General features: G+C 56.1%; 8 protein-coding genes. 4 read left to right on the forward strand and 4 right to left on the reverse strand.

Translation table 11 applies throughout. The features are described from left to right. Nucleotides 1–51: 51 nt before the first annotated feature. The gene (gene maeB, locus F384_RS13605) at nt 52–2,331 is read right to left on the reverse strand and encodes an NADP-dependent oxaloacetate-decarboxylating malate dehydrogenase (protein WP_046484913.1); all 2,280 of its coding nucleotides are present in this window, start codon (nt 2,329–2,331) and stop codon (nt 52–54) included. 274 nt (nt 2,332–2,605) lie between these two features. Between maeB and tal the strand changes: the two genes are divergently transcribed. Together tal and tkt are read left to right on the forward strand one after the other, a co-directional pair. Further along, the gene (gene tal / locus F384_RS13610; RefSeq protein WP_046484916.1) at nt 2,606–3,556 is read left to right on the forward strand and encodes a transaldolase; all 951 of its coding nucleotides are present in this window, start codon (nt 2,606–2,608) and stop codon (nt 3,554–3,556) included. 20 nt (nt 3,557–3,576) lie between these two features. Further along, nucleotides 3,577–5,571 carry a transketolase gene (tkt, locus tag F384_RS13615; protein ID WP_046484918.1) on the forward strand — a complete coding sequence of 665 codons (1,995 nt, stop codon included), beginning with the start codon at nt 3,577–3,579 and terminating at the stop codon, nt 5,569–5,571. 99 nt (nt 5,572–5,670) lie between these two features. On the opposite strand, the gene F384_RS13620 is transcribed toward tkt, so the two are convergent. The 3 genes from F384_RS13620 to aegA form a co-directional block, all read right to left on the reverse strand. Beyond that, nucleotides 5,671–6,711 (reverse strand): DUF1176 domain-containing protein, encoded by a 1,041-nt coding sequence (locus tag F384_RS13620; protein ID WP_046484919.1) that lies wholly within the window; start codon nt 6,709–6,711, stop codon nt 5,671–5,673. Nucleotides 6,712–6,836: 125 nt separating this feature from the next. After that, nucleotides 6,837–7,412, reverse strand: coding sequence for a GDP-mannose pyrophosphatase NudK (nudK, locus tag F384_RS13625; protein ID WP_046484922.1), 576 nt, complete (start codon nt 7,410–7,412; stop codon nt 6,837–6,839). Between the two features lie 67 nt (nt 7,413–7,479). Next, nucleotides 7,480–9,459 (reverse strand): formate-dependent uric acid utilization protein AegA, encoded by a 1,980-nt coding sequence (gene aegA / locus F384_RS13630; RefSeq protein WP_046484924.1) that lies wholly within the window; start codon nt 9,457–9,459, stop codon nt 7,480–7,482. Between the two features lie 213 nt (nt 9,460–9,672). On the opposite strand from aegA, the gene narQ reads away from it, so the two are divergent. Then, a complete protein-coding gene (narQ, locus tag F384_RS13635; protein ID WP_046484925.1) occupies nt 9,673–11,379 on the forward strand; it encodes a nitrate/nitrite two-component system sensor histidine kinase NarQ in 1,707 nt (568 codons plus the stop codon). Between the two features lie 168 nt (nt 11,380–11,547). Next, a complete protein-coding gene (acrD, locus tag F384_RS13640; RefSeq protein ID WP_046484927.1) occupies nt 11,548–14,661 on the forward strand; it encodes a multidrug efflux RND transporter permease AcrD in 3,114 nt (1,037 codons plus the stop codon). The last annotated feature ends 83 nt before the right edge of the window (nt 14,662–14,744 follow it).

A 14,744-nucleotide genomic window follows, 5' to 3' on the forward strand; every position in this document is an offset into this window, starting at 1 on the left:
TACCCTGAACCAGTCAGGATAAGAGCGAGTGTTAAATCATCATTCAACGGATTACAACGGTTGTGTTTGCGCCTCAACGACTGCCAGCGCCACCATATTCACGATTCGACGAACAGAAGCGATCGGCGTTAATACATGAACCGGTTTTGCCACCCCCATCAGGACAGGGCCAACTGTGACACCTTCTGAACTGGAAACGCGCAGTAAATTATAACTAATGCGCGCGGCTTCCATATTTGGCATCACCAGAATATTGGCCGACCCTTTCAGCGGACTGTCCGGCATCCGGTCATTGCGAATGCTTTCCACCAGCGCGGCATCGCCATGCATTTCGCCGTCAATCATCAAGTCAGGCGCTCGTTCTTTGATAATCTCCAGCGCGGCGCGCATTTTGCTGGCAGACGGGCAACTGGATGAACCAAAGTTAGAGTGCGACAGCAACGCGACTTTCGGTTCGATACCAAAGCGACGCACGGTTTCCGCCGCCATCACAGCGATTTCAGCCAGTTCTTCCGGCTCAGGATCGTCATTGACGTAGGTATCAGCAATAAAGGTGTTGCCACTCGGCAGCAGCAGAGCGTTCATCGCCCCGGCGGTATGGACGCCCTCACGGTAACCAAACACGGCTTTCACCACGCTGAAGTGCTCATGGTAATCGCCAATGGTGCCGCAGATCATCGCATCCGCTTCGCCGCGCTGTACCATGATCGCGCCAATCACCGTGGTGTTGGCGATTACCGCACGCTGCGCCTGCTCCTGGGTAATACCACGACGCTTCATGATCTGGTAGTACTCGCTCCAGTACTCTTTAAAGCGCGGATCGGATTCATTATTGACGATCTCAAAATCGACGCCCGCTTTGATCTGCAGCCCCAGTTTCTGAATGCGCATTTCGATAACGCCAGGACGACCAATCAGGATCGGCTTCGCCAGCCCCAGCGTGATCAGTTCTTGCGTGGCGTGCAGGACGCGCGCCTCTTCCCCTTCCGGCAGTACAACACGCTTCGGTGCTTTACGCGCCTGCGAGAAGATCGGTTTCATGAACAGGTTGGTTTTGTAGACAAATTCCGTCAGCTTGTCGATGTAAGCATCAAAGTCTGCAATCGGGCGCATCGCCACGCCGGAATCCATCGCCGCTTTGGCAACCGCTGGCGCGATTTTGACAATCAGGCGCGGGTCGAACGGTTTTGGAATGATGTATTCCGGGCCGAAGCTCAGATCCTGGTCGCCATAGGCCGAGGCCACCACTTCGCTCTGCTCGGCATGCGCCAGTTCGGCAATCGCATGGACCGCAGCCAGCTTCATCTCTTCGTTGATCGCCGTCGCGCCGACGTCCAGCGCGCCACGGAAGATGAACGGGAAGCACAGGACGTTGTTGACCTGGTTCGGGTAGTCGGAACGACCGGTACAGATGATGGCGTCCGGACGCACCTCTTTTGCCAGCGGCGGCAGAATTTCCGGTTCCGGGTTAGCCAGTGCCAGAATCATCGGCGCGCGGGCCATCTTTTTGACCATTTCCTGGGTCAGCACTTTCGGGCCTGAACAGCCGAGGAAAATGTCTGCGCCGTCGATGACGTCATTTAACGTCCGTTTGCCGTCATCTTCAACCGCGTAGGCCGCTTTGGTTTCGGCCATATTCGGCTCGCGGCCTTTGTAGATAACGCCTTTGGAGTCGCAGACCACGATGTTGTGCTTCTGCATCCCCAACGCCACCAGCAGGTTCATACAGGCGATCGCCGCTGCACCCGCGCCGGATACCACCATCCGCACGTCGGAGATATTTTTTTCGACCACCCGCAGGCCGTTAAGAATGGCGGCGGTACTGATGATCGCGGTGCCGTGCTGATCGTCATGGAACACCGGAATATTCATCCGTTCGCGCAGTTTTTGCTCGATGTAGAAACACTCTGGCGCTTTGATGTCTTCCAGATTGATCCCACCGAACGTCGGCTCCAGCGCGGCGACGACGTTAATAAATTTGTCCGGGTCGAGCTCATCGACTTCGATATCGAACACATCAATACCGGCGAATTTCTTAAACAGAACGCCTTTGCCTTCCATGACCGGTTTGCCGGCCAGCGCGCCAATGTTGCCTAAGCCCAGCACCGCCGTTCCGTTAGAGATAACGGCGACCAGGTTGCCACGCGCGGTGTATTTATACGCAGCCAGCGGGTCTTTTTCGATTTCAAGACAAGGTGCTGCGACGCCAGGCGAGTAGGCCAGCGCCAGATCGCGCTGCGTGGCAAGGGGCTTAGTCGGGGAAACCTGGATTTTACCAGGTACCGGGAATTCGTGGAAATCAAGGGCGCTTTGCTTTAACTGGTCATCCATCTTGTTGTTCCTTTCACGTATCGTTCAAAAAAGTCACGCGCAGCCAGGTGCGTCGCACATTATCACCGCACTGCGGGACGCAAACTTTGAAGGTCCCCAAACTATCACGACTTAAATAAAGATTTCGTAATCAACTCATAACAACCATGTTACCTCCTTGTGCCAGCATTACCATGCCCGTCTGCTATGCTTTTTTGTGGTGCAGCTCATGAATTTCGCAGAAGTGTGATGTTAAGCACTCACCTAACACGTTACTTTTCAAGGAGTATTTCCTATGAACCAGTTAGACGGCATTAAACAATTCACCACTGTCGTGGCCGACAGCGGTGATATTGAGTCTATTCGTCACTACCAACCCCAGGATGCCACCACCAATCCCTCCCTGCTGCTGAAGGCCGCCGGACTGGCGCATTACGCGCATCTGATTGACGATGCGATCCAGTGGGGGAAGAAACAGGGTAAAACCCAGGAACAGCAGGTTACCGAAGCCTGTGACAAGCTGGCAGTGAATTTTGGCGCGGAAATTCTTAAAAGTATTCCGGGCCGCGTGTCGACCGAAGTGGATGCCCGCCTCTCCTTTGATCAACAAAAGAGCATTGAAAAGGCCCGCCACCTGGTGAATTTGTACCAGCAGCAGGGAATCGATAAATCCCGCATTCTGATTAAGCTGGCTTCCACGTGGGAAGGCATTCGCGCCGCACAGGCGCTAGAGAAAGAGGGAATCAACTGCAACCTGACGCTGCTGTTTTCCTTTGCCCAGGCGCGCGCCTGCGCCGAAGCAGGCGTCTTTTTGATCTCCCCGTTTGTCGGTCGTATTTATGACTGGTATCAGGCGCGCAGCCCCATGGATCCGTATGTTGTAGAGGAAGATCCGGGCGTGAAATCGGTGCGCAACATCTACGATTACTTCAAACAGCATCGCTATGACACTATCGTCATGGGTGCCAGCTTCCGTCGCACTGAGCAGATCCTCGCGCTGGCCGGCTGCGATCGCCTGACGATTGCTCCCAACCTCCTGAAAGAATTGCAGGAAAAAGAAGAACCGGTCGTGCGTAAGCTGGTGCCGTCTTCACAAACCTTCCATCGCCCCGCCCCCATGAGCGAAGCCGAATTTCGCTGGGAGCATAACCAGGATGCGATGGCGGTCGAGAAACTCTCTGACGGTATCCGTCTGTTCGCCGTTGACCAACGCAAACTGGAAGACCTGCTCGCTGCCAAACTCTAAACCTTGCCACGGAGTGTTCTATGTCCCGTAAAGACCTTGCTAATGCCATTCGTGCGCTCAGTATGGACGCTGTTCAGAAAGCCAATTCCGGCCACCCCGGCGCGCCGATGGGAATGGCGGATATCGCCGAAGTCCTGTGGAACGATTTCCTCCGCCACAACCCAACCGATCCGAGCTGGTACGATCGCGACCGTTTTATTCTCTCTAACGGTCATGCCTCGATGCTGCTCTACAGCCTGCTGCACCTGACAGGCTACGATCTGCCGATTGAAGAGCTGAAAAACTTCCGCCAGCTGCATTCCAGAACGCCGGGGCACCCGGAAATCGGCTATACGCCGGGGGTGGAAACCACGACCGGGCCGCTGGGTCAGGGGCTGGCGAATGCCGTCGGTTTAGCCATTGCCGAACGCACGCTGGCAGCGCAGTTCAACCAGCCGGATCACGAGATTGTCGATCATTTCACGTATGTGTTTATGGGCGACGGCTGCCTGATGGAAGGCATTTCGCATGAGGTCTGCTCGCTGGCGGGAACGCTGGGACTGGGCAAGCTGATAGGCTTTTACGATAGCAACGGTATCTCCATTGATGGTGAAACCGACGGCTGGTTTACCGATGACACAGGCAAACGCTTTGAGGCCTACCACTGGCATGTCGTCCACGACATCGACGGTCATGACCCGGAAGCGGTGAAGAAAGCGATTCAGCAAGCGCAGCGCGTGAAGGACAAACCGTCGCTGATTATCTGTCGGACGGTGATCGGCTTTGGCTCGCCGAACAAAGCAGGGAAAGAGGAATCCCACGGCGCGGCGCTGGGCGAAGAAGAAGTGGCGCTGACGCGACAGAAACTGGGCTGGCACCATCCGGCGTTTGAGATCCCGAAAGCGATTTATCGCGCCTGGGACGCCCGTGAAAAAGGCGAGAAAGCGCAGCAACACTGGAATGAAAAATTCGCCGCTTACCAGAAAGCGCATCCGGAGCTGGCCGCCGAGTTCACGCGCCGCATGACCGGCGGTCTGCCCGAGGCGTGGGAAAAAACCACGCAGAAATACATCAACGAGCTTCAGGCGAATCCCGCCAAAATCGCCACCCGCAAAGCATCGCAAAATGCCCTTAACGTCTACGGTCCGCTCCTGCCAGAACTGTTAGGCGGTTCGGCGGACCTTGCGCCAAGTAACCTGACAATCTGGAAAGGTTCGACCTCGCTGAAAGACGATCTTGCAGGTAATTACCTTCACTATGGCGTGCGTGAATTCGGCATGACCGCCATCGCCAACGGTATCGCCCATCACGGCGGATTCGTGCCCTATACCGCCACCTTCCTGATGTTCGTCGAATATGCACGTAATGCGGCGCGCATGGCGGCGCTGATGAAGGCGCGACAAATTATGGTGTATACCCATGACTCCATCGGTCTGGGGGAAGATGGTCCGACGCACCAGGCGGTGGAACAACTGGCCAGCCTGCGTCTGACGCCCAATTTCAGCACCTGGCGACCGTGCGATCAGGTTGAAGCGGCGGTGGGCTGGAAGCTGGCAGTCGAGCGCCATGATGGTCCAACGGCGCTGATCCTGTCACGACAGAACCTGGCACAGGTTGAACGCACGCCGGAGCAGGTGAAAGAGATTGCCCGCGGCGGTTATGTGCTCAAAGATGGCGGCGGTAAGCCGGATATCATCCTGATCGCCACCGGGTCAGAAATGGAGATTACCCTGCTGGCCGCAGAGAAACTCACCGGTGAAGGGCGCAATGTTCGCGTGGTTTCCCTGCCCTCAACGGATATTTTCGATGCCCAGGACGAGGCATACCGCGAGTCGGTTCTGCCGTCGAACGTCAGCGCACGCGTCGCGGTTGAAGCCGGTATCGCCGACTACTGGTACAAATATGTGGGCTTAAAAGGAGCGATTGTCGGAATGACCGGTTACGGTGAATCGGCGCCAGCAGAGAAGCTGTTCCCTTATTTCGGCTTTACAGTTGAGAACATTGTGGAGAAAGCACACAAGGTTTTGAACGCCTGATGTATGCAACGCCGGATGACGACGCTAACGCGTCTTATCCGGCCTACAGATAGCTTTTCTCGTAGGTCGGATAAGACGCAGTCGCCATCCGACAGAAAATTAACGCGTGATCCATAAAGTGGGCCAGGCATCTGGCCCATGCCAGCCATCACAACTCGGCTCTTCGGCATAACGCACCAGACGAAAACGCTGGCCGTCAAAACGCCAGCGCGTCTGGATGCCACAGTCCGTTAATCCCCGCCCCTTTGCCAGGGTGACCAGTTCGCGCGACTTCTCATCAAACACCGCGTTCATCAACTCCATGTCATTGCTTTCCGCGCCGCTGTTGAACGGTAAACGCAACCGCACGGCATGCGAGGCCAGCGGTTTTTTACGCGATACAATCCACGCCAGATCAATCGTGTTATACGCCCCGGCTTCGCAAGCAATCATCAGCAAGGCTTTGTCATCAGTAAGGGCGGTCACCCGCACCTCGCGGCGTGAAGGATCGAGTGAACACGTAATACCGTTCATTCGCCAGTTGCCGTAATCAAGAAGGTCATTGCGTTCATCGAGGGAGAGCGGTGTTGGCGTCGGGTTAACAATGGCCACGCCTTTCAGCGCCGGGGCGGGCGGAACGCTGAGTGGCGGATCGTCACCTTTTTCAATCCACGCCGTTTCACTGCCTACCCGCTTTTGCTGTGCGTCAATGAACAACAGCGCCGCTTTCAGCCCGGCAAGCGAAACCGTCTGATTGCCCTTTTGCAGGGTGATTGCCTTCCCGTCCTGAATTGTTGTCAGAAATGCTGCAATGGTCGCCGTGTCGTCCGTCACCAGGTGCCACGGCGTGATTCGCCAGTGCTCTGCGCTCAGCGCCAGCGGTTTGCCGTCCAGCAGCAGTCGTGGCTCAATGTCCGCTTCACTGGCGGGTGCGGTCAATCCGCCAAGATCGAGGCGCAAAACGGCGTCGGTATGCGCCCCGGCGCTGCGGCTCAGGGTCATCACCAGTCCGCCGTGTTCGCCAGTGTTACGCGCCACGCAAAAATTCTGGTTATTACAGGTCACCTGCCAGTCAGAAAAGGCCTGTTGCGCGGGCGCGGCCCACAGCAACTGGACCGGAATCAGACCAATCAGGAAAAGGAAAATAACGCGATAGCGCATGGACGGTAATAACCCCAGAAGTCAAACGAACAACACAGGTCGTATCTTCGTTGTGCTGTTAACCATGCTCAATCGGATTTGTCGGATAGATTCAATAATTCGTAAAGAAATATAAATCTTATTTATCAATCCATTAAATGAGAGGATTGCAAATAGTTGAGCAATAACACGGTCTTACCGTCTCGTATCTCACCGGTTTTAATCATCTCCAGCGCCTGGGTAAACGGTAGTTCCAGCACGGCAATATCTTCATCTTCAACGCCGCCGCCCGCACTGGCGCGCTGGCTTTCGCTGTATTCGGCGATAAAGAAGTGAATCAGCTCCGTCACGCCGCCGGGGGACATGTACAGCTCAAAGAGCTTGCGCACCTCGCCCACTTCATAGCCCGTCTCTTCAATCGCCTCTTTGCGAATACAGGCTTCGGGTTCATCGTTGTCCAGTAATCCGGCGCAGGTTTCAATCAACTGCCCGCTTTCGTTACCGTTCACCCACGTCGCCACGCGGAACTGACGAATCAACACGACGGTCTTTTTCTCTGCGTTGTACAGCAGGATCGTTGCCCCATTGCCGCGATCGTACACTTCGCGCTTGTGGCGGATGACTTCGCCGTTCGCACGGGTCAGATCGTAGGTGATATTGCGCAGGATGAAATAGTTATCAGAAAGGACTTTGTCTTTAACGAGGGTGATTTTTTGCGACATACCGGCTCCACAGCGTAAGAAGAGAAATTATACTACGCCGTGAAGCCGGTTTTGTCTGCGTGGAAACCTAGTGAGATTTAACCGAATTTATCCCCAGCCAGTCGATGATCCCCTGCGCGGCATGGCGTCCTTCCGCCATTGCGGTGACCACCAGGTCGGCGCCGCGAACGGCATCCCCACCGGCAAAGATTTTCGGGTTACTGGTCTGGTAACGGTACGCGCTCTCAACGTTCGCCGCGATGCGTCCCCAGCTATCCACCTGGACACCGTGAGTCTCCAGCCACGGCATCCCGTGCGGATGGAAACCAAACGCCATGATCACGGCGTCTGCTGGCATCACAAACTCACTGCCTGCGATCGGCACCGGACGGCGGCGTCCCTGGGAATCCGGTTCACCTAATTGCGTACGCAGGAGACGAATGCCACAAACGCGCCCGTCCGCGCTCAGTTCCAGATCGACCGGTTGCACGTTGAACTCGAAGTTAGCCCCTTCCTCACGCGCGTTTTTTACCTCTTTCTTCGACCCCGGCATGTTGGCTTCGTCGCGGCGATAGGCGCAGGTCACCTGGCTTGCGCCATGACGCAGCGCGGTACGTACGCAGTCCATCGCCGTATCACCGCCGCCCAGCACCACCACGTTGAGTCCGGCCGTGTCGATGTACGGTTCTTCAGGAGATTCGTCCAGCCCCATCACCTGTTTGGTATTGGCGATCAGGAACGGCAGCGCGTCGTAGACACCCGGCGCATCCTCATTCGGCAGATCAGCCTTCATCGAACGATAGGTTCCTACGCCGACAAACACGGCGTCGTAATCCTCCAGCAGCGCCTCCATTTTCACGTCCCTGCCTACTTCGCAGTTCAGCTCAAAATGGATCCCCATTGCGCTGAAGATTTCCCGACGGCGCGCCAGCAGTGATTTATCCAGTTTGAAGGCCGGGATGCCAAAGGTCAGCAGTCCGCCGATTTCTGGGTGGCGGTCAAACACCGTGGTGCTGACGCCGTGACGCGTCAGCACATCGGCGCAGGCAAGCCCTGCCGGACCGGCGCCAACGATCGCCACGCGCTTATCCACCTTCTGAACATGGCTCAGATCCGGTCGCCAGCCCTTACCCAGCGCGCTGTCGGAAATGTAGCGCTCAATGTTACCGATCGTCACCGCGCCATGCTCGTCGCGCACCGTACAGGCGCCTTCGCACAGTCGGTCCTGTGGACAGACGCGCCCGGTAATTTCCGGCAAGCAGTTCGTCTGGTGAGACAACTCCACCGCCGCATCAATGTTCCCGGCTTTTACCAGTTCAATCCACTGGGGAATGTGGTTATGCAGCGGACAGGTCCATTCGCAAATGCTGTGCTCACCGCACTTCAGGCAGCGTGAGGCCTCCCGTTCTGCCTGTGCCGTGCGAAAGGGCAGATAGATTTCGTCAAAGCTGACTTTTCGCGCGTCGATAGCCAGTTTATCCGGCTCACCGCGCGCAGGCGTCGCGTGCATTTGCTCAATTTTGCTTATCCCGGAGGCGGCGGTCGCCGTCGCATCCGCATGCCAGGGCTGATTCTCCTGCCGGGCGGTACGTAAACGTCGTGCTTTTGCCAGTCGGCTTAACGACCCTTCCGTCACCAGTTGCAGCGCGTTCGCAGGACAGTTCTCCACACAGGCCGGTCCCTTTTCCCGCCCCTGGCAGAGGTCGCATTTGTGCGCCGTTGCTTTGACCTGATCTTTGGCGACGGGCGTCAGGACTATCTGCATGGTGCCAAACGGACAGGCCACCACGCAGGATTTACAGCCGATACACTTTTGCTGATTAACCTGCACGCTGTCGTTGACGTGGCTTATCGCCCCATTCGGACAACTGCGGGCGCAGGGAGCATCTTCGCAATGGTGGCAGGTCACCGCGCTCCGCTGATGCTGGTGCTTAATAACCGTGATCCGGGGCTGGTAGTGACGTTGGCTAAGGACATGTTGCTCTTCATTGTGGGCCAAAACGCAAGCCACTTCACAGGCATGGCATCCCAGGCACTGTTGGCTGTTGGCCATAATAAAACGGTTCATGGCGACCTTCTTTTTTGGTTGTAAAAACCTTATTCTTTATATAAGTGTTGTTATTAACCGACTGACCACACGTCGGCAATGTTCATTTGCCCAGGAAGCGCAACTATTTCTACAGAACCTGTGGCAGATCAATTTATTTCAGCCCAGGTGAAATTACGTTTCAGATCTGCGAGAGATTTTTCGCCGTAAGCACTTTTAAAGGAAATTACGCGTGTGATCGTCAAACGCCCTGTCTCGGCCAGTCTGGCCCGGGCCTTTTTTTACATTGTCCTGCTCTCGATTCTCTCGACCGGCGTTGCGCTACTGACGCTGGCAAGCAGCCTGCGGGATGCCGAAGCCATTAACGTGGCGGGTTCGTTGCGCATGCAGAGCTATCGTCTGGGGTACGATCTGCAAAGCCAAAGCCCACAGTTAAACGCCCACCGTCAGCTCTTTCAGCAGGCGTTAAACTCATCAGCATTAAACAATTTGAATGCCTGGTATGTGCCTCAGGCGGTGAAAGGCCGCTACGCGCAATTGCATGCCAACTGGCTGGAAATGAACCGCCGTCTGGTTGATGGCGACCTGCACTGGTATCAGGACAACATTAACGCCTACGTCGATAAGATCGATCTCTTCGTGCTGGCATTGCAGCACTATGCCGAACGCAAAGTGATGCTGGTGGTGGGGATCTCGCTGGCGGGCGGTTTCGGGATCTTTACCCTCGTCTTCTTCACCCTGCGACGTATTCGTCATCAGGTTGTGCGCCCGCTGAATCAGTTGGTGATGGCCAGTCAGCGCATTGAACACGGTCAGTTTGACTCGCCGCCGCTGGACACGCACCTGCCTAATGAGCTGGGACTGCTGGCAAAAACCTTTAATCAGATGTCGAGCGAACTGCACAAACTGTATCGCTCGCTGGAAGCAACGGTCGAAGAAAAGACCCACGATCTCCATGAAGCCAAACGTCGTCTGGAAGTGCTGTACCAGTGTTCTCAGGCGCTGAATACCAGTCAGATTGATGTGCACTGCTTCCGCCATATTTTGCAGATTGTCCGTGATAACGAAGCGGCACAATTCCTTGAGCTGACTGTCGGTGAAAACTGGCGCATCAGCGAGGGCGAAAAGCAGGCCAACCTGCCCATGCAAATCCTGCCGGTGACGATGCAGGAGACGGTCTACGGCGAGCTGCACTGGCAAAGTCAGCATGTCGCCAGCGCGATCCCGCTGTTAAACAGCGTGTCGACCATGCTGGGACGCGGCCTGTACTTCAACCACGCGCAGAAACATTTCCAGCAACTGTTGCTGATGGAGGAACGCGCCACTATTGCCCGCGAACTGCATGATTCGCTGGCACAGGTGCTTTCGTATCTGCGCATTCAGTTGACGCTGCTTAAACGCGCCATTCCGGAGGATAATTCCCCGGCGCAGGCCATTATGGATGACTTCTCACGGGCATTGAACGATGCGTATCGTCAGTTGCGTGAACTGCTGACCACCTTCCGTCTGACGTTACAGCAGGCCGATTTACCTTCTGCACTGCATGAGATGCTCGAAGCACTGCAGGGGCAGACCGCGGCTAAACTCACTCTGGACTGCCGGCTGCCGACGCTGGCGCTCGATGCGCAGATGCAGGTCCATCTGTTGCAGATTATCCGTGAAGCGGTGCTCAACGCGATGAAGCATGCCAATGCCAGTGAGATTGCCGTTAGCTGTGTGACGGCACCGGATGGTAATCACACGGTGTATATCCGTGATAATGGGGTGGGTATCGGCGAGCCTAACGAACCGGCGGGGCATTATGGCCTGAACATTATGCGCGAACGTGCGGAACGTCTTGGCGGCACATTAAGTTTCTCGCAGCCTTCCGGCGGCGGGACGTTAGTGAGCATTAGCTTTCGCTCGACAGAATCAGAAGAGGACGCGAGTCATCTGACATAAATTCGCACAAAACCGGACGTGAGCGTGCGGGAAGCTGACAAACGCGGTAATCAGGCATGATAATTTACATTATCTTCTTTTTTTCTTCACGTTTGGCTCGTACCTTCCCGCTACAGTGAAGCAAGTCATACCTATAAAGATATGTAGAATAATGAGGTCCTCTTTCTGATGGCGAATTTCTTTATCGATCGCCCCATATTTGCCTGGGTGCTGGCTATCCTGTTGTGTCTGACAGGTACCCTGGCGATTTTCTCGTTGCCGGTGGAACAATATCCGGATCTGGCGCCGCCAAACGTGCGCATCACGGCGAACTATCCCGGCGCCTCCGCACAAACGCTGGAAAACACCGTCACCCAGGTCATTGAACAGAACATGACCGGCCTCGATAATCTGATGTACATGTCATCGCAAAGCAGCGGTACCGGACAAGCGTCGGTGACGCTGAGCTTCGTTGCCGGTACCGATCCGGATGAAGCTGTCCAGCAGGTTCAGAACCAGTTGCAGTCAGCGATGCGTAAACTGCCGCAGGCGGTACAGAACCAGGGCGTAACGGTACGTAAGACCGGGGATACTAACATCCTGACCATTGCCTTCGTCTCGACCGACGGTTCGATGGATAAGCAGGATATTGCGGACTACGTCGCCAGTAATATTCAGGATCCGCTCAGCCGGGTGAACGGCGTCGGCGATATCGATGCCTACGGCTCGCAATATTCCATGCGCATCTGGCTGGATCCGGCAAAGCTCAACAGTTTCCAGATGACCGCAAAAGATGTCACTGACGCCATTGAGTCGCAGAACGCGCAGATAGCCGTCGGGCAGTTAGGCGGAACGCCTTCCATTGATACCCAGGCGCTGAACGCCACCATTAACGCCCAGTCGCTGCTGCAAACGCCGGAACAGTTTCGCGCCATTACGCTGCGCGTCAATCAGGATGGTTCAGAAGTGACCCTGGGCGATGTCGCCACCGTCGAAATGGGGGCGGAGAAGTACGACTATCTCAGCCGTTTCAATGGTAATGCAGCGTCCGGGCTGGGGGTTAAACTGGCGTCGGGGGCCAACGAGATGTCCACCGCAACGCAGGTGATTAAGCGCCTGGATGAGCTGGCGCAATATTTCCCGCACGGTCTGGAGTACAAGGTGGCCTATGAAACCACCTCCTTCGTTAAAGCCTCTATTGAAGACGTGGTGAAAACGTTGCTGGAAGCGATCGCGCTGGTTTTCCTCGTGATGTATCTGTTCCTGCAAAATTTCCGCGCCACGCTGATCCCCACCATTGCCGTACCGGTGGTGTTGATGGGTACCTTCTCAGTGCTCTATGCCTTCGGTTACAGCATCAACACCCTGACCATGTTTGCGATGGTACTGGCGATCGGTCTGCTGGTGGATGACGCCATCGTGGTGGTGGAAAACGTCGAGCGCATTATGAGTGAGGAAGGTCTCACGCCGCGCGAAGCGACGCGAAAATCGATGGGGCAAATTCAGGGCGCGCTGGTCGGTATCGCGATGGTGCTGTCAGCCGTCTTTGTACCGATGGCCTTCTTTGGCGGGACCACCGGGGCAATCTACCGTCAGTTCTCCATTACCATTGTGGCGGCAATGGTGCTTTCCGTTCTGGTGGCGATGATCCTCACCCCTGCCCTGTGCGCCACCTTGCTTAAACCGCTGCACAAAGGCGAGCATCACGGGCAAACCGGTTTCTTCGGCTGGTTTAACCGCACCTTCAACCGCAATGCCGAACGCTACGAAAAAGGCGTTGCCAAGATTCTGCATCGCAGCCTGCGCTGGATCCTTATCTATGTACTGCTGCTTGGCGCGATGGTGGTTCTGTTCCTGCGTCTGCCGACCTCGTTCCTGCCGCTGGAAGATCGCGGCATGTTTACCACGTCGATTCAGTTGCCGAGTGGCTCCACGCAGCAGCAAACGTTAAAAGTGGTGCAGGAAGTCGAGAAATATTACTCCACCCACGAAAAAGATACCGTTCAGTCCGTCTTTGCGACAGTCGGGTCCGGGCCGGGAGGCAACGGTCAGAACGTGGCGCGTATGTTCGTGCGCCTGAAAGACTGGAGCGAACGTGACGCCACCACTGGCACCTCGTTTGCCATTATCGAACGTGCGACGAAAGCCTTTAACAAAATCAAAGAGGCGCGCGTGTTCGCCAGCAGTCCGCCGGCCATCAGCGGTCTCGGCAGTTCCGCAGGCTTTGATATGGAACTGCAGGATCACGCCGGTGCCGGTCATGACGCCTTAATGGCCGCACGCGACCAGTTGATTCGTCTGGCGTCGCAGGATAGCGCCCTGACCCGCGTGCGCCACAACGGTCTGGACGACAGCCCGCAGTTGCAAATTGATGTCGACCAACGCAAAGCCCAGGCGCTGGGCGTATCCATTGACGATATCAACGACACCTTGCAGACCGCCTGGGGTTCAAGCTACGTCAACGACTTTATGGACCGCGGTCGCGTGAAGAAGGTTTACGTCCAGGCAGCCGCGAAATACCGCATGCTGCCAGACGATATCAACCTGTGGTACGTGCGCAATAACAGCGGCGGCATGGTGCCTTTCTCCGCTTTCGCCACCTCACGCTGGGAGACCGGTTCTCCACGTCTGGAGCGCTACAACGGCTATTCCGCCGTCGAGATTGTCGGTGAAGCCGCGCCTGGCGTGAGTACCGGGACGGCGATGGATGTGATGGAGTCGCTGGTGCGTCAGTTGCCAATCGGATTTGGTCTCGAATGGACCGCCATGTCGTACCAGGAGCGGCTCTCCGGGGCGCAGGCTCCGGCCCTGTACGCCATTTCACTGTTGGTGGTCTTCCTGAGTCTGGCTGCGCTGTATGAGAGCTGGTCGGTTCCGTTCTCGGTCATGCTGGTGGTGCCGCTGGGGGTTATCGGCGCGCTGCTCGCCACCTGGATGCGCGGTCTGGAAAACGATGTTTATTTCCAGGTCGGGCTGCTGACGGTCATTGGTCTCTCGGCGAAGAACGCCATTCTGATCGTGGAATTTGCCAATGAGATGAACGAGAAAGGACACGATCTGCTGGATGCGACGCTGCACGCGTGTCGGCAGCGCTTACGGCCGATCCTGATGACCTCGCTGGCGTTTATCTTCGGCGTGCTGCCGATGGCCATCAGCAACGGGGCGGGTTCCGGCGGTCAACACGCCGTCGGGACAGGCGTCATGGGCGGGATGATCTCGGCAACGGTGCTGGCAATCTACTTCGTGCCGCTGTTCTTTGTCCTGGTCCGTCGTCGCTTCCCGCTGAAGCCACGTCAGGAATAAGCGATAAAAAAGGCGACCTGCCAACGGGTCGCCCTTTCTGTGTGATGAATCTCACACGGTATGTTCTGTTATTTGGTCATCCT

The organism is Citrobacter amalonaticus Y19, from assembly GCF_000981805.1.
GTDB classification, from domain to species: Bacteria; Pseudomonadota; Gammaproteobacteria; order Enterobacterales; family Enterobacteriaceae; genus Citrobacter_A; species Citrobacter_A amalonaticus_C.